Below are 22650 nucleotides of genomic sequence, written 5' to 3'. Positions count from 1 at the left end.
GCCGGGTGGCGACGATGCCCCCGGCTTGCCTCACCCTTCCGCCTGCGCGCGTACGGCGCCATGTCGTAACGGCCGAAGCCTGAGCGGGAGCCGTTGTAGGAACCGAACAAAACTTTTTAGCCAGCCACTCACTACCCGCCGGTACGCGCTACGGCGCCGGACCCGTGCGGGTCCGGCGCCGTGACGTGCGTGCGGGGCTCAGCCCGGAATGTCCCGGGGGTCGCGCTCGCGGGGGTACGTGTTCTTCTCGCCGATGGTGCCGTCCTGCTTCTTGATCACGTGCTCGGCGCCGCGCTCGACCGCCATCTCCCGGCCGGCCGCCTCCGCCTCCGCCTTGGTGTCGTGGCGGCTGCTCGCGCGCTCGTTGCCCTCCGGGCGGTTCTTCCACTGCCCGTCCTGCTGGTAGGTGTCGATGTCGCCCTTCGCCATGCCGTCAGCTCCCTCGATCGCGTGTCCGATGACAAATGTCTGCCCATGCGAGGGGAGTGCTAATCCTGGCGGCACGATCGGAGAGCCCGGGCCGGGCGGGCGAGGGGACCCGCGCCCGGCCCGGGCCCGCGGTTCACGCCGTGGCGTGCAGGCCCTGCCAGGCGCCGTAGCCGCCGAGGAGGTCGGACACGTCGGCGTGACCGGCGTTGCGCAGCAGGCTGGCGGCGACGGAGGAGCGGTAGCCGCCGGCGCAGTGCACGACGACGGGGCGGTCGGTGGGTACCTCGTCGAGGCGGTGGGTCAGTTCGGCCAGCGGGATGTGGCGGGAGCCGTCGATCGCGCCCTGCTCGCGCTCGCCGGCGTTGCGGACGTCCAGCACGACTGGGGCGTCGGGGCCGTTGAGGGCGTGGCGCAGTTCGGTGGCGGTGATCCGGCTGGCCGGGGTCATCTCGGCGGTCATCTCCAGGAAGGCGTTGTCGGGTTCGCGGAGGTAGCCGATCACGTGGTCGAAGCCGATGCGGGCGAGGCGGACGACGATCTCCTCCTCGCGGTCCTGCGGGGTCACCACGAGTACCGGCCGGTCGGGTGCGATGACGCTGCCGGCGGTCTCGGCGAACCGGCCGTCGGCCGGGATGTTGAGCGCGCCGCGCAGGTGTCCGGTGGCGTACTCCTGCGGGTCGCGGGCGTCGACCACGACGGCGCCGTCGGCTCGGGCGGCCAGGAACTCGGCCGGGGTGAGTGGGCGGGCCGGTCGGGCGTGGTCGAACAGCTCCCGGGTCTTGCGGTTGAGTACGGCGTCGAAGGCGAAGTAGCCGGGCGCGGCGGGCTGTCCGCCGGTGACCAGGGCGAGGAAGCGCTCCTGGCTCATCGGGGCGCAGGCGTAGTTGGTGCGGCGTTGCTCGCCGATGGTGGACTGCCGTTCGGTGGACAGGTTCTTGCCGCAGGCCGAGCCGGCGCCGTGGGCGGGGAAGACGCGCACCTCGTCGGGCAGGCCCATCAGTTTGTGCTGCACGCTGTGGTAGAGCATCCGGCCGAGTTCCTCGGCGGTCACGCCGAACGAGGCGAGCAGGTCGGGGCGGCCGACGTCGCCGATGAACAGCGCGTCGCCGGTCAGCACGCCGTACGGGACCGCGTCGTCGGCGCGCTCGTAGACCAGGATGCTGATCGACTCGGGCGTGTGTCCCGGGGTCTCCATGATCTCCAGGGTCACGTCGCCGAGGCTGATCCGTTCGCCGTCGGTGAGCTTGCGGCTCGGGTACTCGGTCTCGGCCCGGTGCCCGTAGCCGATCCACGCGCCGGTCGCGGCGGCCACCTCGAGGTGCCCGGCGAGGAAGTCGGCGTGGAAGTGGGTGTTGACGACGCCCTCGATCGTCAGGCCGTGCGCCTTCGCGTCGGTGAGGTACTCGTCGATGTCCCGGCGCGGGTCGACGAGCACCGCCCGGCCGGTGCGGTCGTCGGCGATCAGGTACGAGGCCTGGGACAGGCAGTCGAGGTAGTACTGGGTGAACAACATGAGCCGCACTCCTTCGCGCAGTGATGTCGGGCGATACGGCAACTGTAGCGCATACCCCGGGGGGTATATTCCGAGGCGGCTGTCGCCCGGAAGTATTTGCCGGAACGGCAAGGTTCCTTGCTGGCCGGTGGACCCCGGCGCACGATGGCGAGGGCCCGGGCGGGCAGACGCCCGGCGGCGAGGAGGCGGACATGACGGGGCACCACCACGAGCACCCTGCGGCGGACACCGACCCGGCCCGGTTCTGGGACGAGCGGTACGGCCAGCGGGACCGGATCTGGAGCGGCCGGGTCAACCCGGTCCTGGCCGAGGTGGCCGCCGCGCTGCCCCCGGGCACCGTGCTCGACCTGGGCAGCGGTGAGGGCGGCGACGCGGTCTGGCTGGCGTCGCGCGGCTGGCGGGTCACCGCCGTGGACATCTCGTCCGTCGCGCTGGACCGCCTCGCGGTGGAGGCCGAGCGGGCTGGGGTGGCCGAGCGGATCACCACCGTCCGGCACGACCTCACCCAGGGCTTCCCGCCCGGCCGGTACGACCTGGTGTCCGCGCAGTTCTTCCAGTCGCCGCTGGTCCTGCCCCGGGAGAAGGTGCTGCCCCCGGCGGCCGAGGCGGTCGCGCCCGGCGGCCGGCTGCTCGTCGTCGAGCACGGCGCGCCGCCGCCCTGGGCCGGGCCCGACACCGGCCACCACCGGTTCGCCGAACCGGAGGAGATTCTGGCCGCGATGAGCCTCGACCCGGACGGCTGGGACACCGAGCTGCTGGGCGCGGCGCGCCGTACCGCCACCGGCCCGGACGGGCAGACCGGCGAGCTGATCGACCACGTGGTGCTGGTGCGGCGCCGCTGACCGCCGCCGGTCAGGCCCGCGCGGGCGGCCGGGTCAGCACCAGCACCAGCAGCCCGGCCGCGCACAGAGCGGTGCTCATGCCGTACGCCCACCGGTAGCCGACCTGCGCGGAGAGCCCGAGCAGCGGCCCGGCGAGCATCGCGCCGATCGGAAACGTGTTGGTGAACAGCGTGGTGGCCCGGCCCGGCTCGCCCGGCAGCAGATCCTGCACGTAGGCGATCCCGACGCCGGACACCGCGGCGATGAACAGCGCGTTCACCGGCTGCGCGAACAGCAGGAACGGCACGCTCGGCGCCAGCGCGGCGGTCGCGTAGTAGGCGACCCCGCAGGCGCCGCCGACCAGGATCAGCGGCCGCAGCCGGACCCGCGCGGTCAGCGCGCCCAGCCCGAGGATCAGCGGGATCTCCAGCGCCGCGCACAGGCCCAGCACCAGCCCGGCGCGGGAGGGGTCGTCGTGCAGTTCGGTGTCGATGAACAGCGGCATCGCCTGCACACCGACCGTCAGCGGACACTGGAGCAGCACGAACGTGAGCGCCGTCAGCGCCAGCCGCAGCCGGGACGCGCCGCGCGGGCCGGGCGTGGCGCCGTCCGGATCGGCCGCGACCGGCCGCGCCGGCAGCGGCAGCTCCTCCAGCCGGAACGCGGCCACCAGCGCGGCCAGCGCGTACATGACGGCGGCCATGCCGTAGACCAGGCGGAAGCCGCCGACGTCGAGCAGCACCGCGGCCAGCGCCGGCCCGGCCACCCAGGCGACCGAGAACACGGTACGCATGAGGCTGACGCCGAACGCGGCCCGCGCCGGATCGTCCCGGTCGAACAACGCCCGGGTGTACGCGAACGACTGCGGGAACAGCGAGTTCGCCAGCGCGGTGGCGGTCGCGGTGAGTCCCAGCAGGATCCAGTAGTCGCGGACGTACGCGGTCGTCCCCGCGCCCAGCACGCCAGCCAGCGCGGCGCCGACCAGCAGCGCGCGCCGGATCGGCAGGCGGTCCGACAGCCGGCCGATCAGCGCGGAGGCGACCACCCCGGACAGCGGCGCGACGACCAGGAACACGGTCACCCGTAACGGACTGGCGTGGACCTCCCGGTCGAGGAACAGCGACAGGAACGGCAGCACCACGGCGGTGGACAGACCGACGGTCAGGAAGACCACACCCAGCGGGAGCAGCCGGAATCGGCCGGCGCGCACCGCCGGCCTCGTGTCCACAGCCATGCGGCGGACTGTACGCCGCGGCGGCGCGGCGGCCGACCGGGTTTCCGCGGCCCGGACGGTCCCGGCGCTCAGCCGGCCGGGCGGGGCGGTACGCCGGCCCGGTCGCAGGCCTCCCGGTACATGCGCACCACCTCCCGGCGGATCTGCGCCCGTTCGGTGAGCCGGTGGGCGAACGGGACGCGCACCGGAACCTCCGTGCCGCCGACGGTGACGGCGAAGTCGATGCCGTCGGCGTCCAGGCCGGTGGTGCGGGCCGCGGTGGCGTCCGGCCGGCCGCCGAGCGTACGGCAGATCAGCAGCGCGTCCCCGGCGTGGTCGTCGTTCATGTGCCGGCTGACGGCGGCGACCACCTCCGGCGGGAAACCGGCGCTCACGCGGCGCCCTCCCGGCTGCCCGTCGCCACCAGGCGACCCAGGTCGGTGAAGACCGCGATGTTGTGCTCGTACGCCACCAGCACCTCGTCGCGCAGCGCCGCCCGGCCGGTCTCGTCCAGCGCGAGCGCGTCCAGCCTCGCCCGGTAGGCGTCCTTGTACGATTTCGGATCGGTGATCCGCGGGAAGCGGTAGAACGACGCCCCGGCCTCGCCGGTCACCCCGTAGTGCCGGGCCACGCAGCGCCCGATGTGCCGCCCGCCGGACAGGTCGCCGAGATAGCGGATGTAGTGGTGCGCGATGAACCGCTCGGGCGATCCGGCGCAGGCCGAGGTGATCCGCGCGGCGTACGCGACAGCGGCCGGGACCGGCTCCATCACCTCGCGCCAGCGCGGGCCGAGCAGGAACCGCAGGTCGGCGGCGAGCGCGGGCAGCCGGGTCAGCGCGTCGTCGACGAACGGGCCGGCCAGCGGGTCCTCGCGCATCGTCTCCGCGACGCCCTCCAGCGCCGCGTAGATGCCGTGGTGCGCGACGACGAGCGCGGTGTAGCCGGCCACGTCGAGCTCACCGGCGGTGAGCGCGGAGACGTACCGCTGGGACTCGGCGCTCTGGTGCGCGTCGCGGGTCTCGGCGCGCAGCCGGGCCGCGAACGTCTGTGTATCCATCTGCTATCTCTCCTCGTCGGCTGACGGTCTTGCGGGCCGGCCGCGTCGGGGCACGATCAGCGGCAGCCCGTCACGCGGGTGGGGGACGACGTCGATGTCGTACCGGTAGACCCCGCTGAGCAGCGGGGCGGTCAGCACGTCGCGCGGCGCCCCGGCGGCGCGGACGCGACCGTCGCCGAGCAGGGTCACGGTGTCCGCGTACGCCCCGGTCAGCGTCAGGTCGTGCAGCACCACGACCACGGCGTCCCCGGCGCGGGCCCGCTCCCGGGCGATGTGCATGACCAGTTCCTGGTGCCGCAGGTCGAGCGCGGCGGTCGGCTCGTCGAGCAGCAGCGTGGTGGCCCGCTGCGCCAGGACCCGGGCCAGCGCGGCGCGGGCCTGCTCGCCGCCGGACAGCGCGGGGTACGGCCGGGCCGCGAAGCGGGCGACGTCGCAGCGTTCGAGCACGTCGGCGACGACGGCGTCGTCCTGGTCCCGCTCCGGCCGCCCGGCCCACGGCGCCCGGCCCATCCGCACCACCTCCCCGACGGTGAACGGGAAGCTGAGCGTGTTGCGCTGGGCGAGGACGGCGCGGCGCCAGGCCAGCTCCACCGGGCTCCACGACTCGCGGGGCAGCCCGTCGACCTCGATCCGGCCGGCGGCGGCCGGCACGTCACCGCTGATCGCGCCGAGCAGCGTCGACTTCCCGGCGCCGTTCGGCCCGACCAGGGCGTGCACCTCGCCGGCGCGTACCTGAAGGTCGATTCCGTCGAGCACGGTCCGGCCGGCGCGTTCGACGCGCAGCCCGGCCACCCGGATCCGGACGTGCCCGGCGGGCGCCGGGCGCGGCGGACGGGCGGCGGCGAACCGGCGCGGTGTACGCGGAAGGCTCATCCCCAGCCTCCGGCCCGGTCGCGGGTGCGGCGCAGCAGCCAGAAGAACGCCGGGCCGCCGATGACCGCGGTGAGCACGCCGAGGGGCAGCTCCTGGTGTTCGACGAGGGTACGCGCCGCGAGGTCGGCGCCGATCACCACGACGGCCCCGCCGAGCGCGCTGGCGACCAGCAGCACCCGGTGGCCCGGTCCGGCGACCATCCGGATCAGGTGCGGCACGACCAGTCCGACGAAGCTGATGATGCCGGTGAACGCGACAGCGGCGGCGCCGAGCAGCGCGGTGACGACGATCAGCCGCAGCCGCAGGCGTTCGGTGTTCACGCCGAGGTGCCGGGCGGCGGGTTCGCCGAGCGCGAGCAGGTCGAGCCGGCGCGCGTCGGCGCAGGCGACGGCGAGGCCGACGAGCAGGCACGGCGCGGCGAGACCGACGGCCGTCCAACTGGCCTGGGCGAGGCTGCCGAGGTTCCAGAACGCGATGGCCTGCACGCCGGACTGGTCGGTGACGAACATGAGCAGCCCGATCACCGAGCCGGCGACCGCGTTGACCGCGACGCCGGTCAGCACCAGCGTCACCACCTCGGTCCGGCCGCCGGAGCGGGCCAGCGCGTACACCAGGTAGGTGGTGGCGAGGCCGCCGGCGAAGGCGGCGAGCGGCACGGTCCATCCGCCCAGGACGGTGACGCCGGTGACGATGGCCAGGGCGGCGCCGACGGCGGCGCCGGCCGACACCCCGATGACGCCGGGCTCGGCGAGCGGGTTGCCGAAGACGCCCTGCATGACCGCGCCGGCGCAGCCGAGGGCGGCGCCGACGACGGCCGCCAGCAGCACCCGGGGGAAGCGGACGATCCAGAGCGCGTTCTCGCCCTGCGCCGCCGACGGCAGCGGACCGAGGTCCAGCCCGAGGCGGTGCAGCACGGAGCCGAGCACCTCGGCGGGGGAGATCGCCACCTGGCCGCGCCCGGCGGCCAGCAGGGCGACGAGCACGAGGGCGGCGCCGAGTCCGGCCACCAGGACGGCGCCCCGCCGGCCGGGCGACCGGGGCGCGCCGGTGACTGGCGCCGGGGCGGCGGGTGCGGGCCGCTTCCTTAGCGTGGTCACGACGGGTCCTCGCACGAGTGGACGGCGCGGGCCAGGGCCTGGACGACCCGGCCGGAGCGGACGCCGAAGGTGAGCAGCGTGCCGTCGGCCATGTCGACGACGCGCCGGTTCGCCCCGGCCGGCGTCTGCGCCACGCCGGGCAGCTTCACCAGGCCGTCGACGCCGCCGACGGAGGCGAGCCCGGCGCTCATCACCAGGATCACGTCGGGCGCGGCGTTGATGAGGCCCTCGCTGGTCAGCGGACGGAACTTGGACAGCCCGGCGGCGCTGCCGGCGTCGACGCCGCCGACCGCCTCGATCATCGCGTCGGACCCGGCGCCCCGGCCGCCGATCAGGTAGACCCCGGCGGTGCCGCGCAGGTAGAGGAACGCGATCCGTGGCGCGCGGCCCGCCGGGGCGGTACGCCGGGCCTCGGCGATCTCGCTCCGCACGCGGCTCACCAGCCGTTCTCCGGCCTCGGGCACGCCGAGCGCCGCCGCGATCGCGCGGATGTGCGCCGGTACGCCGTCGAGCGTCGGCTCGGCAGGTACCCGCACGACCGGGATGCCGGCGGCGCGGAGCTGGCGCAGCACCTCGGGCGGCCCGACGCCGTCGTCGACGAGCACGACGCTGGGGTCGAGGTCGAGCACCGCCTCGGCGGAGAGGTCGTGCCCGCCCGGGGTGACCACCGGCAGGTGCGCGGCGGCGGGGAACGTGGTCGAGGTGTCCCGCCCGATGACGTTGCCGCCCAGGCCGAGGCCGAAGACGATCTCGGCGATCGAGCCGTGCAGGTTCACCGGGAGGATGCGGCTGACGTCGTCGACGGTCACCGTCGTGCCGTCGCCGGAGCGTACGGTGGCCGGCAGCGCGGGCGTGGGCGCCGGGCGGACCGGCTCGACGTCGGCGTCGTCCACTGTCGCGGTGACCGGGCCGCAGCCGGCGGCGGACGGCGTACCCGATCGGCCCGGCGCGGCGCAGCCGGTCGCCGCCAGGGTCACCGCGAGCAGCGCGACGAGTGGTCCCCGGCCCGGTCGCCGGTGCGGGCGGCTCACCGGCCGGCACCGCGACGGCGCCGCCAACGGCCGAGGCCGAGCAGGACGACCAGGGCCAGCGCGGCGGCCACCACCCCGACGGTCCATCCGCGTCCGGCCCCGGAGGTGTCGCTGACCCGCGTGACGTGGAGGTCGGAGGCCGCGGCCTGCGACGGCGCCCCGGCCCCGGGCGCGGCGCCCGTCACCCCTGCCGCCCCCGCTGCGGCCGGCGGGTTGCCGGAGGCGGCCGGGGCCGGCGCGTCCTGTCCGGTGGTGGTCCGGGGCGTGGCGGCGGGCGTGGTCGCCTTCGGCGCCGGGCCGGCCTTCGGCGGGGCGCTCGTGGCGCCGGCGGCGAACGTGACCGGCACCCGTACGTCCTGGGACCGGTCGGAGGCCCGGGTGTGGTCGGCGCGGGTGACGACCGCGCACCGCCGGACGGTGCAGTCGACGTCGCCGATGGTGGGGGTCACCTTGACCGTCACCGAAAAGGAGCCGCCGGGGCCGTACGGCTCGGGCAGGCCCTCGGCGTAGGCGGGCGGGTTCGACGAGATCCACTGCGAGGCGCCGAGGCTGCCGGTGGTGTCGGCGCCGCCGCCGCACGGGGTCGCCGCCACGCCCGGTCCGTTGTCGACGCAGTACGCGACGTAGATGCCCTTGTCGACGTCGTAGCCGCGCCCGGAGACGGACACGGTGGCGCCGGAGCGGCTCAGGCCGGTGCTCGGGGTGACGGTGAGCTTCTGGCCGCCGCTGCCGGTGGCGGTGCCGGCGTGGGCCGGCGCGGGCGTGGCGACGACGGCGGCGGTGAGCAGAACGGTGGTCCAGATGGTGCGGCGCCGTGCTCGCATCGGGCTCCTCACACGACAGGTCCGGCCGGACGTGCCGGCCGAGCGGATACTTAGGTTTGGCTAACCTAAGTGGCGAACGCGCGGGTGGCAAGGGGTCCGTTCGGCTGAAGATCTTGGGACGCTTCGTGGATCACCCGATCATCTTAGGTTTGCCTAACCTAATGCCTTCGCTTCCCCTCCGAGAGGAACAGCATGTTCAGATCCAGAGCCGGAGCCCTCCGGTCGATGCGCTGGGCGGCGGTGCTCGCCCTCGGCGTGTCGAGTGCGCTCGTGGGCGCCGGACCCGCCTCGGCGGCCGAGGCCGAGATCGCAAGCGGCAGCCTGACCTGGGGTTTCAAGGCCAGCTTCCGCAACTACGTCAAGGCCGGCAACGGGGACCCGCCGATCGCTGTCAGCAACGGCGCCACCGTCAACGCCGACGGCACGTTCACGTTCCCGTCGACCGGCGGCACGCACGACGCCGCCACCGGTACGACGAACGCCACGTACGGCGGCACCGTGGTGTTCTCGTACCCGGCGCACCTGCTGACCATCACGCTGGCCAACCCGACTGTCGCCGTCTCCGGCGGCACCGCCTCGCTGAAGGCGGACGTCGACCTGGCCACCACGATGACCGAGCCGGTCTCGGTGAAGCAGGCCACCATCGCCACCCTCACCGGCGCTCCCGCCACCAGCGGCAACACGGTGACCGGCAGCAACCTCGCCGCGGCGCTCACCAGCGTGGGAGCCGGCGCGTTCAACGGCTTCTACGCCGCCGGTGAGGCGCTGGACCCGGTGTCGTTCACGTTCACCACGGCAGGCGGCACCGCGCCCGCGACCCCGGCGGTGACCGTCGACCCGGCCCAGGGCCTCGACCCCGCCGGCGCGACTGTCACCGTACGCGGCACCGGCTTCGACCCGGACTTCAACAACGGGGCCGGCATCTACGTCTCGTTCGGACCGAAGGTCGACGAGCACTGGGCCAACGCCGGCGTCCTCCAGGTCACCAAGTGGGTCAACAAGACCAACGAGCCGACCGACGCCCGGGACCGGATGGCCGCCGACGGCAGCTTCACCACGACGCTGCCGATCAGCGCCGTCTACACCGACCGCAACGGCGACGAGGTGGACTGCACCGAGGTGCAGTGCTACGTCATCACCTTCGCCGCCCGCGGCTCGGCCGACCGCCGCCAGGACACGTTCACGCCGATCACCTTCACCCGTACCGGCGCGGGTGGGAACTCGGCCCAGCAGCGGATCACCAGCACGGTGACCGGCGGCCCGCTCAGCCTGAGCGTGGCCGGCGCGAACGTCGCCCTGCCGCCGGTCGGCAAGGGCGAGTACGCCCGGGCGCCGCTGAACACCGCCACGGTGGCCGACCTGCGCGGTGCCGGCACCGGCTGGAGCCTGGTCGGACAGGTGTCCGACTTCACCTCCGCCGCCGGTGGCGTCATCGCCGGGAACTACCTCGGCTGGGCGCCGACCGCGAACGTGGTGGACGACCCGCTGGGCGGCACCACCGGCGCCGTCACCCCGGGTGCGGTGGCCGCTCCCGGCGCCGGTCTCGGCGAGGCCCGAGCGTTGTGCACGGCCGGCGCCGGGACCAGCAACGGCGTCTTCGCCTGCGGCGCCGAGCTCAACCTCGGTGTGCCGGCGTCCGCCGCGGCGGGCGACTACGTCGCCACGCTCACCCTGACCCTCTCCTGATTCACCGACCGGGTCGGCCCTGGTGGGGCACGGGCGACGTGCCCGCGCCCCACCAGCGGCGTCTGCCCGGCGACCACCTCGCAGCGGAGCACGGTATGCCCCTCCTCACGCCCTCCACCCGCATCCCGGTCGCCCGGATCGGCGCCGCGCTCGCCGCCGTGCTGCTCGCGGTGCTGCTCGGGTCACCGTCGCGCGGCGAGGCGGCCCCCCGGCCGGCGCCGTCCGCCGACCCCGGCGCCGCCCGCTGGGCGGTCCAGCCGTCCGGGCCCGGCGGGCCGACCGGGCGCAACTACTTCACCTACGACCTGGCGCCGGGCGCCACGATCACCGACCACGTCGGGGTGACCAACCTCGGTGACCGGCCGCTCACCTTCGCGGTGTACGGCACCGACGCGTACACCACCACCGACGGCGCCTTCGCGCTGCTGCCCTCCGACCGGGCCGCCACCGACGTCGGCGCCTGGATCGGCGTCGAGCGGCGGAACTGGACCGTCCAGCCCGGCCGGCGCGCGGACATCCCGTTCCGCCTCACCGTGCCGCGCGACGCCACGCCGGGCGACCACACCGGTGGCGTGATCGCCGCGGTCGCCCAGGACGGCGTCACCGCCGACGGGCAGCGGGTCCGCCTCGACCAGCGGATCGCCGCCCGGGTCTACCTCCGCGTGGCCGGCGAGGTCCGCCCCGCCGTGACCGTCGAAACGGTACGCGTCGACTACGACACCCCGCTCAACCCGATCGGACGCGCCGACCTCACGGTCACCTACCGGATCCGCAACAGCGGCAACGTCCGCGTCGGCGGCACCGGCGCGGTGGTCGTCGACGGCCCGGGTGGCTGGACGCTGTCCCGGACCAGCCCGGTCGACCTGCCGGAGCTGCTGCCCGGCGCCGAGTTCACCGTCACCGAGCGGGTCACCAGGGTGCCGCCCGCGCTGCGGCTGACCGCGACAGTGGACCTCGCACCCACCACCGTCGACACCGCGCTGCCCCCGGTGCGGCGCACCGCGAGCGTGTGGGCGCCGCCCTGGCTGCTGATCGCCGCTCCGGCGGCCGCGGGAGCCTGGCTCCTCCACCTGCGCCGTCGTCGACGCCGCCCCACCTCGGCCGCGCCCTCCACCACGCCCGGGCCGGCGCCGGTGTCCGAGCCTCCGGCGACGGTTGCACCCGCCGGGCCGGCGTCGGTGTCCGAGCCCTCGGCCGCTCCCGGCGGGCCGGCGGATGCGTCCCGGGCCCCCGTCGCGGGAACGGCCGAACCCCCGGCGGGCGGCACGGCGACCGGTGCCCGGTGACCCCGGTCCTGCCGGCCGCCGCCGCGATCCTCGCGCTGGCCGTGCCGGTCCCGGCACCGCCGTCCGCCCCGGACGGCGCCGCCGTCTCCGCCCCGCCCGCGCCGTCGTCCACTGCGGCCTCCGCGCCGCCGCGGCCCGCTGTCGTCGTGCCGTCCGGCACGCTGACTGTCGGGCAGCGGGTCACCGTCACGCTGCGCGGCTGGCCGGCCGGCCCGGTCCACCTCACGGTCTGCGGTAACGACGCCCGCCGGGGCGCGCTCGACTGCGCCAACGAGCAGGCCACCACCGTCCAGGTGCCGGCGGGCACGACGGCGGCGCCGATCGCGCTGGCGGCACCGCCGGTCGCCTGTCCCTGCGTGCTGCGCGCGCATGCGCTGACCGGCGCCGTCCAGGCCACCGCCGCGCTGCCGGTCCGGGGCGTGACCGCCGCCCCGGCGCCCGCGGCGGCCGCCACGCCGCGACTGCACCTCGACGAGCTGCGCGTCGCCGGCCGCCGCCCGCTACGGGAATGGTTCGGGCTGCCCGAGACGCTCACCGTACGCGTCGCGCTGCGCAACCCCGGCCCGGCCGACGTGGTCGACCCGCCGTTCACGCTGCTGCTCGGCCGGCCCGGACGGGCGCACACCATCGTCGCCGCCCCGCCCCTGGGCACCATCGGCGCCGGGCAGGTCCGGACGTACGAGATCCCGGTGCCGGTGGACGTCGCCGTGCTCGGGGCACACGAACTCCACGGCCGCGTCGACCTGCCGGAACGGCCGGTCGCCTTCGTGGTCGAGACCAGCCGCCACCCCTGGGGACTGCTCGGCGCGGCGGCGGTCCTGGTGGTGGCGCCGATCGTGCTCCGCCCGCGCCCGCCGCGCCGCCGGGGGCGGCACCGCACCGGCGAGGGAACCGGCTAGCCGACGGCGGTGGGGGAGGGCGGCGCGCTGCCGCCCTGCGGCGCCTCGGCGGTCATCAGCCGCACGATCTCCGCCCGGTCCGCTGCCGACGGCATCCCCCACTCCGGCCGGTAGCCGAACGCCCGGTCCAGCGGGATCGACGAGGTGCGGCCGTCGAGGATCTCCACCGCATCGGTGCCGATCAGCCCGGGATGCTCGACGCCGCACGCCTCGGCCACCTTGACCAGGTCGCGGCGCAGCGTACGGATGTAGTTCGCGGCCCGCACCGACTTGCGGGCCGGGTCCAGACCCCGGGCCAGCCACGCGTTCTGCGTGGCGACGCCGGTCGGGCAGGTGTCGGTGTGGCACTTCTGCGCCTGGATGCAGCCGATCGCCAGCATCGCCTCCCGCCCGACGTTGACCATGTCGGCGCCGAGCGCGAACGCCACCACGGCGTTGTCGGGCAGGCCGAGCTTGCCGGCGCCGACGAACACCACCTTCTCGTGCAGGTCGCGTTCGGCGAACGTGCGGTAGACCCGGGAGAAGCCCTGCTGGAACGGCAGCGAGACCGAGTCGCTGAAGATCAGCGGCGCCGCCCCGGTGCCGCCCTCGCCCCCGTCGACGGTCACGAAGTCCACGCCGCGCCCGGTGTCGCGCATCAGCGTGGCCAGATCCTCCCAGAACCCGAGGTCGCCGACGGCGGACTTGATGCCGACCGGCAGGCCGGTCTCGGCGGCGAGCAGCTCCACCCAGTCGAGCAGGCTGTCGCAGTCGGAGAACTCGGCGTGCCGGGACGGGCTGACGCAGTCCTGACCGGCCGGGACGCCCCGGGTGGCGGCGATCTCGGCGGAGACCTTCGCCGCCGGCAGCAGGCCGCCGAGGCTCGGCTTGGCGCCCTGGCTGAGCTTGATCTCCAGCGCGCGTACCGGCGCCGACGCCACCAGGTCCTTGAGCCGCGGCAGGCTGAACCGGCCCTGCTCGTCGCGGCAGCCGAAGTACGCGGTGCCGAGCTGGAAGACCAGCTCACCGCCCATGCGGTGGTACGGCGACAGCCCGCCCTCGCCGGTGTTCTGCAGACAGCCGGCCAGCGCCGCGCCCCGGTTGAGCGCCTCCACCGCGTTGGCGGACAGCGAGCCGAAGCTCATCCCGGAGACGTTCACCACCGACTCCGGGCGGAACGCCCGCGCCCGGCCGCGCGCCGCCCCGAGCACCTTGGCGCAGGGCAGCGTCACGTCGTGCCCGGCGGTCGGCGCCGACGGCGGCACCGCCCGGCCGAACGTGCGGTGCTTGATGATCGGATAGCCGGAGGTGTGCTCGATGTCGTTGTCGGTGCCGAACCCGAAGTAGTTGTTCTCCTGCTTGGCCGAGGCGTACACCCAGCGCCGCTGGTCGCGGGTGAAGGGCCGCTCCTCGTCGTTGCCGGCCACGATGTACTGCCGCAGCTCCGGTCCGATCGACTCGATCAGGTACCGGGCCCGGCCCAGCACCGGGAAGTTGCGGCGCAGCGCGTGGTCGCGTTGCAGCAGGTCCCGCGCCGCCAGCGCGGCGACGGCGGCGACGGCTGCGGGTACGGCTCTTCTCGCCCAGCTCATCCCGCCACTCTTTCCGGCACGGTCACCGGTCAAACGCCTGATGGAACCCGGCCGCCCCGGGCGGTGTCATGGAAGCGGACCGACGGCGGAGGCTGCCCTGGACGACGACGACCTCGTCACCCGCGTACGCGCCGGCGACCGGGAGGCGTACGACGCCCTGGTCGCCCGGCACACCGCGTCCGCGTACCGGACGGCGGTGCTGCTGGGCGCCGGTCCGGACGCCGAGGACGTGGTCCAGGAGGCGTTCGTGAAGGCGTACCGGAAACTGTCCCGCTACCGGGCCGAGGCGTCGTTCCGGTCCTGGCTGCTCGCGATCGTCGCCAACGAGACCCGGAACCTGCACCGGACGCGCAGCCGGCGCGACGGGCTGACGCTGCGCGCGGCGGCGGCGGAACCGGTCGTGGCCGGCGGCGCCGACGACGGGCTCGACGCGGTGCTGGCGGCCGAGCGCCGGGCCGCGCTGGTCGGAGCGCTGCGGCTGCTGCCCGTACGCGACCGCGAGGCGATCGTCTGCCGCTACCTGCTGGACCTCGGCGAGGACGAGACGGCCACGGTGCTGGGGCTGCCCCGGGGCACCGTGAAGTCGCGGACCCACCGGGCGCTGGCGAAGCTGCGTGCCCTGCTGGACCGGGAGGTGGCGCACCGTGGATGACCTGGAGCGGGAGCTGCGTGACCTGACCGGCTGGCTGGAGCCGGCGCGTACGCCCGACGTCACCGCGCGGGTCCGCGCCCGGCTCGACGCGCCCGCGCCGCGCCGCCGTCGGCGGTACGTGCTGGCCACCGTGCTCGCCGCGCTGCTCGTGGTGGCGCTGCCGCCGGGCCGCGCCGCGCTCGCCGACGCGGTGACCGGGCTGCTGCGGTTCTCCGGCGTGGTCATCGACTCCGCGCCCGCCCCGCCGCCGACCGGCACGCCCTCGCCACTGCCCGCGCAGCGGCACGTCGCCCTCGCCGAGGCGCAACGCCAGGTCCGCTTCCCGATCCGGGTGCCGTCCCGCCTGGGCGCGCCGGAACGGGTGCTGGTGGCCGACCCGGACGGCGCCGGCGGCCACCGGGTGGTCAGCCTGCTCTACCGGGGCGGCACGGTACGGCTGGACGCCTTCGACGGCTCGCTCGACATCGTGTTCCACAAGCGGTCCCTCGGCGCGGACGTGACGCTCACCCAGGTCGGTGGCGAGTTCGCGATCTGGGTCGGCGGTCCGCACGCGCTGGCGTACGTGGACCGGTCGGGCACGGAACGGGTCGCCACCGCGCGGTTGTCCGCGGCCACGCTCATCTGGGAGCAGGGCGGGCTGAGTTACCGGCTGGAGGGCGACCTCACCCGCGAGCAGGCGCTGGACGTCGCGGCCTCGCTCCGGTGAGCGACGGGAACCCGGCGGCCCCGGCCGGTGTCCTGTTGACGAGAGCCGTCGACGGGGAGGCCGCGATGTTCGTTGCGAGAAGAGTCCTGCTGGTGCCGGTCCTGCTGCTGGCCGGGTGCTCCGGTCCGGCCACGGTCCCGGCCGGAGCGCCGGTGACCTCGGCGCCGGCGGCCACCGAGCCGGCCGCGCCGGCGGCCTGCGCCGAACGGGTGGAGACCGGCCGGTTGCCGGACTGGGCGGACGCCGGGTTCACCGGCGACACCCGGATGCGGCACGTCTTCGGCGCCCGGGGCCACATCGTGGCGATCCTGTTCGCGTACCCGCTCGTGCACGCCCGGGGCGACGGTGCGAACAACAAGATCCTCTGGGTGCCGCGTCCCGAGGAAGGCCGCTCCGAGCCGGCGCCGCGGACGCCTCTGGTGATCACCGCGACCCGGGACGGGACGGGCGCCCCGGTCGTCCGCGAGGTGGACGGCGGGCCCGGGCCGTCCATCGTCGACCTGCCGGCCGCCGGGTGCTGGCGGCTGAGGCTGGACTGGTCCGGCCGCACCGACACGATGGATCTGGTCTACCGGCCGGGACCCGGCTGACCGGCATGGCCGCCGCCGGCGCGGGTAACGCTGCGTCATGGCGAAGTACACCGAGCCGGAACTGCGCGAGCGCCTCAAGGCCGAGATCCGCGCCTCCGACAAGGGCGGACGACCGGGGCAGTGGTCGGCCCGCAAGTCGCAGCTGCTGACGAACGAGTACAAGAAGGCCGGCGGGGGATTCGAGGGACCGAAGGACGCACGGCAGCGCTCGCTGCAGCGCTGGGGCGGCGAGAAGTGGCAGACCCGCAGCGGTGACACGCGCGCCCGCAACGGCGGCGAGACCCGTCGTTACCTGCCCGAACAGGCGTGGAAGGAGCTGTCGGAGGAGCAGCGGCGCGACACCGACACGCGCAAGCGCCGCGCGTCGCGCTCCGGCCGCCAGTACGTGCCGAACACCGGCCCGGCGAAGCGGGCCCGCCGGGACGCCACCGCCGCGGAGCAGATGACCGAGCTGCCGGTGACCGAGGCGGTCAAGCTCGTGCGCGACCTCGACACCCGTCAGCTCGACGCGGCGCTGCGCCGGGAACGGCGTGGCAAGGCCCGCAAGACGCTCATCGGACGGCTGGAGTCGGAACTGGGCCGCCGCCGGGCGGCGTGAGCGTGATCCCGTGGCGCACCGCGACGCAGGGGCCGGCCCGAAGGCCGGCCCCTGCGCGCGACAGTCAGCGGCGCGGGTGCTGCGGGATGCGCGGCAGCACGTAGGGCGGACCGGAGAACATCAGGTCTGCCTTGAGCTCGTGGTAGGCGAGCTTGGGCTGGTAGTTCTCGTCGTACACGGTGGCCAGGCCCTCCGGCGGGTCGGAGAACGCGCCGGGCACCCAGGAGTGCTTGTCGGTGAAGCCCCAGAGCGTGAACGACAGGCAGTGCCGCTCGGCCAGGCACGCCTGCATCAGCACGCTGAAGCCCGCCGCGGACGCCTGCAGGCGCGGGTTGATCTCGGCGGAGTCGCCGGCCTCCACCCCGTCGGTGATCTGGCTGCGCACGTCCACCTCGGTGAGCGCCGTGGCCAGCCCGAGCCCGGCGAACTTGCGCAGGGCCGCGACCACCTGGAGCGTGCTGAAGTTGCCGTACTGGGTGCCCAGGTGGCCCTGCGCGCCCACGCCGTCGATCGGCACGCCCTTGGCCCGCAGGTCACGGACCATGTTGTAGACGAACTGCGTCTTGTCGTCGGCCGGGTTGCCGGAGCCGAACGCCTCGATGTTGTAGTCGTTGTAGAACAGCAGCGCCTTCGGGTCGGCGGCGCGGGCCCAGCGGAACGCGTCGGCGAGGTAGCCGGGCCCGAGGTTCTGCGCCCAGAACCCCTTGTAGTGCAGGGTGGACGGGGTGTCCCAGGGGTCGCTGACCGCCTCGTTCACCACGTCCCACTGCCAGATCTTGCCCTTGAAGTGGGTGACCACCGCGGTGATGTGGTTGCGCAGGATCTGGCGCAGCTCGGCCTTGCTGATCGAGCCGTCCGCGACGCCGCTGGTCAGCCACGCCGGCAGCTGGTTGTGCCAGACCAGCACGTGGCCCCGGACCCGCTGGTTGTTCTTGCGGGCGAACTCGATCAGCTCGTCGGCCGGACCCCAGTTGTAGGTGCCGCGGGTGGGCTCCAGGCTCTCCCACTTCATCACGTTCTCGGCGGTGACGGTGGAGAACTCGGACGCGGCCAGCTCGCGGTACCGCGGCTCGGCGGCGTCGTTGAGGGCCGCCATGTCCACTGCGGTGCCCACGTACAGGCCGTGGCGCTTGGCCAGCTCGCGCAGGCTCTGCGCGGCCGGGTCGTACGGGCGTCCCGCCGTCGCGGGGACGACGTTGAGGGCGGTGGCGGTCACGACGGCGACCGCGCCGGCGGCGAGCCAGCGTCTCAGCTTCATCTCGTTCCTTCCGGGCAGGTGCGCTCGGCCCGAGGGCCGGCGGTGGCGGTGCCGGGGCCGCCGCGACGTGGAACGGAGCGGCGGGTGCCCGGGCGGGCGGTGCGGCTTCCGAAACTTCCGGGGCGTCTTCCGGAAGTAGCCCGAAACCTTACGGACCTCGATAGCCGCCCGTCAATCGCCGTTCGGGTAGGAGCGGGGCGTCTCAGCGCAGGGGCGCGCAGGAGGCCCGCACGACCAGCTCGGTGGGGAGCTGGATGTGGGTCTCCCGCTCGGCGCCGGCGATCAGGTCGATCAGCAGGCGCAGTGACTCGGCGCCCATGCGTTGCAGCGGCTGCCGGATCGTGGTGAGCGGCGGGTCGACCAGCGCCGACTCGGGGATGTTGTCGAAGCCGATGACCGACAGGTCGTCCGGTACGCGCAGGCCGAGGTCGCGGGCGACGTCCACGGTGGAGATGGCGGAGAGGTCGTTGCCGGCGAAGATCGCGGTCGGCCGGTCGGGGAGGGCGAGCAGTTCGGCGGCCGTGCTGGCGGCGCTCTCGGTGCGGAAGCCGCCCACCCGCACCAGCCGCTCGTCCACCGGCGTGCCCGCGTCGGCCATCGCCTTGCGGAACCCGGCCTCGCGCAGGCGGGCCGACTCCAGGTCGGGACGGCCGCTGATGTGCGCGATCCGGCGGTGCCCGAGCGACAGCAGGTAGTCGGTGGCCAGCACCGCGCCGGCGAAGTTGTCGGAGTCGACAGTGGGCAGGCCGGACGGGCCGGTGTGCGGGTCGACGGCCACCACGTGGAAACCGTGCTTGGTCTCGACCACCGTCGGCGTCACGATCACCGCGCCGTCGATGAGCGTGCCGGACAGGCGTGCCAGCGAGCGCCGCTCCCACCCTATGGCCGCGCCCTTGCCGTCCCCGCTGGAGTAGGCGAGCAGTTGGTAGCCGCTGCCGGCGACCTCGCGGGAGGCGCCCTTGAGCAGCTCGGTGGAGAACGGCTCGAACTCGGCGACCAGGATGCCCAGCACGTTCGTCCGGTGGCTGCGCAGGCTCTGCGCCCCCAGGCTGGCCTCGTATCCGAGTTCGTGGATGACCTGCTGGACGCGCTCGACGGTGGCCTGTGCGACGCCGTACCGACCATTGACAACTTTCGATACGGTTGCCACCGAGACGCCGGCTGTGCGGGCCACGTCTGACATCTTGACGCGCTGCGGGAACACCACGCCGACGATGATAGAGGGCCTTCCCAGGGTGATCGAAGACGTTTTCGAAAACGTTATCGATACCGATTGACTTCACGTTACGGCCCTGTAAAACTCCCCGGCAGGTAACCCGACTAAGTGGTCGAGGAGACATCTATGGCGATGAAGCGCCGTGCTGGCGCCGTCCTGGCACTGTTTGTGACAAGCGCTCTGCTGGCCTCCGCGTGCAGTGGAGGTGGCGACGACGACAAGGCCGCCGAGAGCGAGCTGTACAAGAACCCGGTGACGCTGACCTGGTGGCACAACGCCTCGCAGGACGGGCCCGGCAAGACGTACTGGGAGAAGGTCGCCAAGGACTTCTCCGCGGCCCACCCGACCGTCAAGATCGAGATCGAGGCGATCGAGACGAACCAGCTCCAGCGCACCCGGCTGCCCGCCGCGCTGCTGAGCAACGACCCGCCGGACATCTTCCAGGCGTGGGGTGGCGGCGAGATGCGCGAGCAGGTCGAGGCCGACTACCTCAAGGACATCACCGACCAGGTGAAGAGCGAGGTCGCCGACATCGGCAGCGCCTCCGAGATCTGGCAGGTGGAGGGCAAGCAGTACGGCCTGCCGTTCCGGATGGGCATCGAAGGCATCTGGTACAACAAGGACATGTTCGCGAAGGCGGGCATCACGGCGCCGCCGACCACCTTCGAGGAACTCAACGCCGCGGTCACCAAGCTCAAGGCCATCAACGTCATCCCGATCGCCCTGGGCGCCGGGGACAAGTGGCCGGCCGCGCACTGGTGGTACAACTTCGCGCTGCGGGCCTGCTCGGTCGACACGCTGAAGAAGGCGACCAAGGACCGGACCTTCGACGACCCGTGTTTCGTCAAGGCCGGCCAGGACCTGAAGAGCTTCATCGACACCAAGCCGTTCCAGAACAACTTCATCGCCACGCCGGGCCAGAACGACCCGACCAGCGCCAACGGTCTGCTCGCCAACGGCAAGGCCGCGATGGAACTGATGGGCGACTGGAACCGTGGCACCCTGGACACCGTCGCCACGGACAAGGCGGCCCTGGGCAAGTTCCTGGGCTGGTTCCCGGTGCCGGCGATCTCCGGCTCCGCCGGTGACCCGAAGGCGGCCCTCGGCGGCGGCGACGGCTTCGCCTGCTCGAAGAACGCCCCGGCCGAGTGCGTCGAGTTCCTCAAGTACATCGTCAGCCCCGAGGTGCAGAAGGGCTACGCCGCCACCGGCACCGGCCTGCCGGTCGCCAAGGGTGCTGCCGACGGCGTCACCGACCCGGCGCTGAAGTCCATCCTGGAGGCCACCTCCTCGGCCACCTACGTGCAGCTCTGGCTGGACACGGCCTTCGGCAGCACCGTCGGCACCGCGATGAACGACGCGATCGTCGCGATCTTCGCCGGCAACGGGACACCTGAGAAGGTCGTCTCGGCCATGAAGGCGGCCGCAAGCAAGTGACGTCCGCATCGCAGACCCGTACGCCCGCCGACGGCGCTCTCGCGCCGCCGGCGGGCCTCCGGCCCGGCGCACGAGCCGCCTCACGCCGCGCCGAGACCCGCCGCAAGTGGTACGAGATCGTCGGCCTGACGACGCCGGCGGTCCTCATCTACGTGCTGTTCGTGCTGGTGCCGATGGGCTTCGCGTTCTACTACAGCCTGTTCCGCTGGCGCGGGGTCGGCCCGCCCACCGAGTACGTCGGCTTCCGTAACTACACGCTCGCGTTCCAGGACCCGATCTTCCTCGACGCGCTGCGCAACAACGCCATCATCGTCTTCGGGTCGCTGCTCATCCAGGGGCCCGTCGCGCTCGGCATCGCCCTGCTGCTCAACCGCCGCTTCCGCGGGCGCTCCGCGTTCCGCCTGCTGGTCTTCGTGCCGTACGTGCTCGCCGAGGTCACCGTCGGCATCATGTGGAAGCTGATCCTGACCGACGGCGGCACGCTCGACGCGCTGCTGCGGTCGGTCGGGCTGGGCGGGCTGGTGCAGGCGTGGCTGGCCGACCTCGACGTGGTCATCTGGACCCTGCTGTTCGTGCTCACCTGGAAGTACGTCGGCTTCGCCATCATCCTGCTGCTCGCCGGCCTGTCGAACGTGCCGCCCGAGCTGAACGAGGCCGCCGAGATCGACGGCGCGAGCTGGTGGCAGATCCAGCGTCACGTCACGTTGCCACTGCTCGGCCCGACCATCCGGATCTGGATGTTCCTGTCGATGATCGGCTCGTTGCAGGTCTTCGACATGGTCTGGGTGACCTCCGTGCCCGCGGTGCGGTCGCTCGGCGCCTCGGCCACCATGGCGACGTACATGGTGGACAACGGCTTCTTCGCCCGGCTGTGGGGCTACGGCAACGCGGTCGCCGTGATCCTGTTCGCCATCTCGTTCGTCGCGGCGCTGCTGTTCCAGCGGTTCCTGCTCAGCCGTGACATCGAGGGCGCCATCACCCGGAAGGGGAAGTGACAGTGGCCGTGAACTCCGTACCCGCCCCTTCGCCCGGGCGCCGTCCGGTGCAGTGGAGCTCGCCGCTGACGTACGCGATCGCGCTCGCGGTCGCGGCCGTGTCGATCGCCCCCGTCGTGTACGTCATCGTCGGTGGCTTCCGGACCACGCCGCAGATCGTGAACGACCCGGCCGGCCTGCCCGACCCGTGGGTCTGGGACAACTACTACCGGGTGCTCACGCAGAGCGACTTCTGGCGGCAGGCGTTCAACAGCGCGGTGATCGCTCTGGGCACCACGCTCGGCGTGGTGGTGCTCGGCATGGCCGCCGCGTTCGTGCTCGCCCGGTACTCGTTCCGGGGGCGTGAATGGCTCTACACGTTCTTCACGCTCGGTCTGCTCTTCCCGGCCGGCGCGGCGATCCTGCCGCTGTACCTCCTGCTGCGTGACCTGAGCCTGATCAACTCCTACTACGCGGTGATCCTTCCGCAGGTCGCCTTCTCGCTGCCGCTGACGATCGTCATCCTGCGGCCGTTCCTGTCGGCCATCCCGCGGGAGCTGGAGGACGCGGCCGCCATCGACGGCGCCGGCCGGCTCGGCTTCCTCTGGCGGATCGTGCTGCCGCTGTCGCGGCCCGCGATCGTCACCGTCGGTATCCTCGCGTTCGTGGCGAGCTGGAACGCGTTCCTCCTGCCGCTGCTCGTCCTCGGGGACGTCAACCTGCACACCCTGCCGCTGGGCGTGCAGAACTTCTCCAGCCAGTACACCACCGACACCGCGGGCGTCCTCGCCTTCACCTCACTGGCGATGCTGCCGGCGCTGCTGTTCTTCACCCTCGCGGAGAAGCAGATCGTGGGCGGGCTCCAGGGCGCGGTCAAGGGCTGAGCGGCAGCAGCACCAGCACAACCAATGGAAAGGCA

Annotated in this window: 23 protein-coding genes; 11 read left to right on the top strand and 12 right to left on the bottom strand. The window is 73.7% G+C overall.

Annotated elements, in window-relative coordinates; all coding sequences use genetic code 11:
• Positions 1 to 198 precede the first annotated feature (198 nt).
• Both J3R08_RS18800 and J3R08_RS18795 read right to left on the bottom strand, forming a co-directional pair.
• The gene (locus J3R08_RS18800) at positions 199 to 429 is read right to left on the bottom strand and encodes a DUF2188 domain-containing protein (protein WP_030499192.1); all 231 of its coding nucleotides are present in this window, start codon (positions 427 to 429) and stop codon (positions 199 to 201) included.
• Between the two features lie 133 nt (positions 430 to 562).
• Entirely contained in the window at positions 563 to 1942 is a 1380-nt protein-coding gene (locus J3R08_RS18795; RefSeq protein ID WP_209962275.1) for an MBL fold metallo-hydrolase, read from the bottom strand.
• Positions 1943 to 2133: 191 nt separating this feature from the next.
• Between J3R08_RS18795 and J3R08_RS18790 the strand changes: the two genes are divergently transcribed.
• Complete coding sequence (locus J3R08_RS18790; protein WP_209962273.1) at positions 2134 to 2784, top strand: bifunctional 2-polyprenyl-6-hydroxyphenol methylase/3-demethylubiquinol 3-O-methyltransferase UbiG; 651 nt, start codon at positions 2134 to 2136, stop codon at positions 2782 to 2784.
• Positions 2785 to 2794: 10 nt separating this feature from the next.
• Here the strand turns inward: J3R08_RS18790 and J3R08_RS18785 are convergent, their stop codons facing one another.
• The 7 genes from J3R08_RS18785 to J3R08_RS18760 form a co-directional block, all read right to left on the bottom strand.
• The gene (locus J3R08_RS18785; RefSeq protein ID WP_245254769.1) at positions 2795 to 3997 is read right to left on the bottom strand and encodes a sugar efflux transporter; all 1203 of its coding nucleotides are present in this window, start codon (positions 3995 to 3997) and stop codon (positions 2795 to 2797) included.
• Positions 3998 to 4065: 68 nt separating this feature from the next.
• The gene (locus J3R08_RS18780) at positions 4066 to 4371 is read right to left on the bottom strand and encodes a DUF2470 domain-containing protein (RefSeq protein WP_013286808.1); all 306 of its coding nucleotides are present in this window, start codon (positions 4369 to 4371) and stop codon (positions 4066 to 4068) included.
• Positions 4368 to 5033: a heme oxygenase (biliverdin-producing) gene (locus tag J3R08_RS32110; RefSeq protein ID WP_245254768.1), complete on the bottom strand. Its 666-nt coding sequence runs from the start codon at positions 5031 to 5033 to the stop codon at positions 4368 to 4370. The genes J3R08_RS18780 and J3R08_RS32110 overlap by 4 nt, the downstream gene beginning before the upstream one ends.
• Positions 5034 to 5036: 3 nt before the next feature.
• A complete protein-coding gene (locus tag J3R08_RS32105) occupies positions 5037 to 5906 on the bottom strand; it encodes a heme ABC transporter ATP-binding protein (RefSeq protein WP_064445662.1) in 870 nt (289 codons plus the stop codon).
• Complete coding sequence (locus J3R08_RS18770; RefSeq protein ID WP_113972921.1) at positions 5903 to 7003, bottom strand: iron ABC transporter permease; 1101 nt, start codon at positions 7001 to 7003, stop codon at positions 5903 to 5905. Before J3R08_RS18770 ends, J3R08_RS32105 begins: the two co-directional genes overlap by 4 nt.
• The gene (locus J3R08_RS18765) at positions 7000 to 8034 is read right to left on the bottom strand and encodes a hemin ABC transporter substrate-binding protein (RefSeq protein WP_280841821.1); all 1035 of its coding nucleotides are present in this window, start codon (positions 8032 to 8034) and stop codon (positions 7000 to 7002) included. The genes J3R08_RS18770 and J3R08_RS18765 overlap by 4 nt, the downstream gene beginning before the upstream one ends.
• Positions 8031 to 8858, bottom strand: a complete 828-nt coding sequence (locus J3R08_RS18760; RefSeq protein ID WP_064445663.1) for a neocarzinostatin apoprotein domain-containing protein — start codon at positions 8856 to 8858, stop codon at positions 8031 to 8033. The genes J3R08_RS18765 and J3R08_RS18760 overlap by 4 nt, the downstream gene beginning before the upstream one ends.
• 192 nt (positions 8859 to 9050) lie before the next feature.
• Here J3R08_RS18760 and J3R08_RS18755 point away from each other — a divergent pair, with 192 nt between their 5' ends.
• From J3R08_RS18755 to J3R08_RS18745, 3 genes are all read left to right on the top strand, one after another.
• The gene (locus J3R08_RS18755) at positions 9051 to 10544 is read left to right on the top strand and encodes an HtaA domain-containing protein (protein WP_064445664.1); all 1494 of its coding nucleotides are present in this window, start codon (positions 9051 to 9053) and stop codon (positions 10542 to 10544) included.
• A 95-nt stretch (positions 10545 to 10639) separates the two neighbouring features.
• Positions 10640 to 11830 (top strand): WxL protein peptidoglycan domain-containing protein, encoded by a 1191-nt coding sequence (locus tag J3R08_RS18750; protein WP_209962271.1) that lies wholly within the window; start codon positions 10640 to 10642, stop codon positions 11828 to 11830.
• Positions 11827 to 12729 (top strand): hypothetical protein, encoded by a 903-nt coding sequence (locus tag J3R08_RS18745; protein ID WP_209962270.1) that lies wholly within the window; start codon positions 11827 to 11829, stop codon positions 12727 to 12729. The genes J3R08_RS18750 and J3R08_RS18745 overlap by 4 nt, the downstream gene beginning before the upstream one ends.
• On the opposite strand, the gene J3R08_RS18740 is transcribed toward J3R08_RS18745, so the two are convergent.
• Entirely contained in the window at positions 12726 to 14300 is a 1575-nt protein-coding gene (locus J3R08_RS18740; RefSeq protein ID WP_064445667.1) for an FMN-binding glutamate synthase family protein, read from the bottom strand. The genes J3R08_RS18745 and J3R08_RS18740 overlap by 4 nt on opposite strands.
• 40 nt (positions 14301 to 14340) lie before the next feature.
• On the opposite strand from J3R08_RS18740, the gene J3R08_RS18735 reads away from it, so the two are divergent.
• From J3R08_RS18735 to J3R08_RS18720, 4 genes are read left to right on the top strand one after another with little or no spacing between them, the layout of a single operon-like run.
• Entirely contained in the window at positions 14341 to 14952 is a 612-nt protein-coding gene (locus tag J3R08_RS18735) for an RNA polymerase sigma factor (protein WP_069088477.1), read from the top strand.
• Entirely contained in the window at positions 14945 to 15658 is a 714-nt protein-coding gene (locus J3R08_RS18730; protein ID WP_064445669.1) for a hypothetical protein, read from the top strand. The genes J3R08_RS18735 and J3R08_RS18730 overlap by 8 nt, the downstream gene beginning before the upstream one ends.
• Entirely contained in the window at positions 15655 to 16248 is a 594-nt protein-coding gene (locus tag J3R08_RS18725; RefSeq protein WP_280841822.1) for a hypothetical protein, read from the top strand. The genes J3R08_RS18730 and J3R08_RS18725 overlap by 4 nt, the downstream gene beginning before the upstream one ends.
• A 37-nt stretch (positions 16249 to 16285) precedes the next feature.
• Positions 16286 to 16846 carry a DUF5872 domain-containing protein gene (locus J3R08_RS18720; RefSeq protein ID WP_043323404.1) on the top strand — a complete coding sequence of 187 codons (561 nt, stop codon included), beginning with the start codon at positions 16286 to 16288 and terminating at the stop codon, positions 16844 to 16846.
• 64 nt (positions 16847 to 16910) lie between these two features.
• Here the strand turns inward: J3R08_RS18720 and J3R08_RS18715 are convergent, their stop codons facing one another.
• On the bottom strand, positions 16911 to 18104 hold the full coding sequence (locus J3R08_RS18715) for an endo-1,4-beta-xylanase (protein ID WP_043323406.1): 1194 nt from the start codon (positions 18102 to 18104) through the stop codon (positions 16911 to 16913).
• Positions 18105 to 18306: 202 nt separating this feature from the next.
• The gene (locus J3R08_RS18710) at positions 18307 to 19311 is read right to left on the bottom strand and encodes a LacI family DNA-binding transcriptional regulator (RefSeq protein ID WP_113972916.1); all 1005 of its coding nucleotides are present in this window, start codon (positions 19309 to 19311) and stop codon (positions 18307 to 18309) included.
• Positions 19312 to 19446: 135 nt separating this feature from the next.
• Between J3R08_RS18710 and J3R08_RS18705 the strand changes: the two genes are divergently transcribed.
• Genes J3R08_RS18705 through J3R08_RS18695 form a run of 3 tightly spaced genes read left to right on the top strand, consistent with a single transcriptional unit; the run spans position 19447 to position 22615 of the window.
• A complete protein-coding gene (locus tag J3R08_RS18705; protein WP_043323409.1) occupies positions 19447 to 20757 on the top strand; it encodes an ABC transporter substrate-binding protein in 1311 nt (436 codons plus the stop codon).
• On the top strand, positions 20754 to 21752 hold the full coding sequence (locus tag J3R08_RS18700) for a carbohydrate ABC transporter permease (protein ID WP_166455984.1): 999 nt from the start codon (positions 20754 to 20756) through the stop codon (positions 21750 to 21752). Before J3R08_RS18705 ends, J3R08_RS18700 begins: the two co-directional genes overlap by 4 nt.
• Positions 21749 to 22615, top strand: coding sequence for a carbohydrate ABC transporter permease (locus J3R08_RS18695; protein ID WP_043323413.1), 867 nt, complete (start codon positions 21749 to 21751; stop codon positions 22613 to 22615). The genes J3R08_RS18700 and J3R08_RS18695 overlap by 4 nt, the downstream gene beginning before the upstream one ends.
• The last annotated feature ends 35 nt before the right edge of the window (positions 22616 to 22650 follow it).

Origin of the sequence: Micromonospora sp. HB375, assembly GCF_017872985.1 — a bacterium.
GTDB lineage: Bacteria > Actinomycetota > Actinomycetes > Mycobacteriales > Micromonosporaceae > Micromonospora > Micromonospora chalcea.
This window is presented reverse-complemented; position numbering and strand designations above follow the sequence as displayed.

Coding starts and splice junctions, on each gene's coding strand:
- J3R08_RS18720 (WP_043323404.1), top strand. CDS start 16,286: ATGGCGAAGTACACCGAGCCGGAACTGCGCGAGCGCCTCAAGGCCGAG.
- J3R08_RS18755 (WP_064445664.1), top strand. CDS start 9,051: ATGTTCAGATCCAGAGCCGGAGCCCTCCGGTCGATGCGCTGGGCGGCG.
- J3R08_RS32110 (WP_245254768.1), bottom strand. CDS start 5,033: ATGGATACACAGACGTTCGCGGCCCGGCTGCGCGCCGAGACCCGCGAC.
- J3R08_RS18740 (WP_064445667.1), bottom strand. CDS start 14,300: ATGAGCTGGGCGAGAAGAGCCGTACCCGCAGCCGTCGCCGCCGTCGCC.
- J3R08_RS18800 (WP_030499192.1), bottom strand. CDS start 429: ATGGCGAAGGGCGACATCGACACCTACCAGCAGGACGGGCAGTGGAAG.
- J3R08_RS32105 (WP_064445662.1), bottom strand. CDS start 5,906: ATGAGCCTTCCGCGTACACCGCGCCGGTTCGCCGCCGCCCGTCCGCCG.
- J3R08_RS18715 (WP_043323406.1), bottom strand. CDS start 18,104: ATGAAGCTGAGACGCTGGCTCGCCGCCGGCGCGGTCGCCGTCGTGACC.
- J3R08_RS18760 (WP_064445663.1), bottom strand. CDS start 8,858: ATGCGAGCACGGCGCCGCACCATCTGGACCACCGTTCTGCTCACCGCC.
- J3R08_RS18705 (WP_043323409.1), top strand. CDS start 19,447: ATGGCGATGAAGCGCCGTGCTGGCGCCGTCCTGGCACTGTTTGTGACA.
- J3R08_RS18785 (WP_245254769.1), bottom strand. CDS start 3,997: ATGGCTGTGGACACGAGGCCGGCGGTGCGCGCCGGCCGATTCCGGCTG.
- J3R08_RS18790 (WP_209962273.1), top strand. CDS start 2,134: ATGACGGGGCACCACCACGAGCACCCTGCGGCGGACACCGACCCGGCC.
- J3R08_RS18750 (WP_209962271.1), top strand. CDS start 10,640: ATGCCCCTCCTCACGCCCTCCACCCGCATCCCGGTCGCCCGGATCGGC.
- J3R08_RS18795 (WP_209962275.1), bottom strand. CDS start 1,942: ATGTTGTTCACCCAGTACTACCTCGACTGCCTGTCCCAGGCCTCGTAC.
- J3R08_RS18735 (WP_069088477.1), top strand. CDS start 14,341: ATGGAACCCGGCCGCCCCGGGCGGTGTCATGGAAGCGGACCGACGGCG.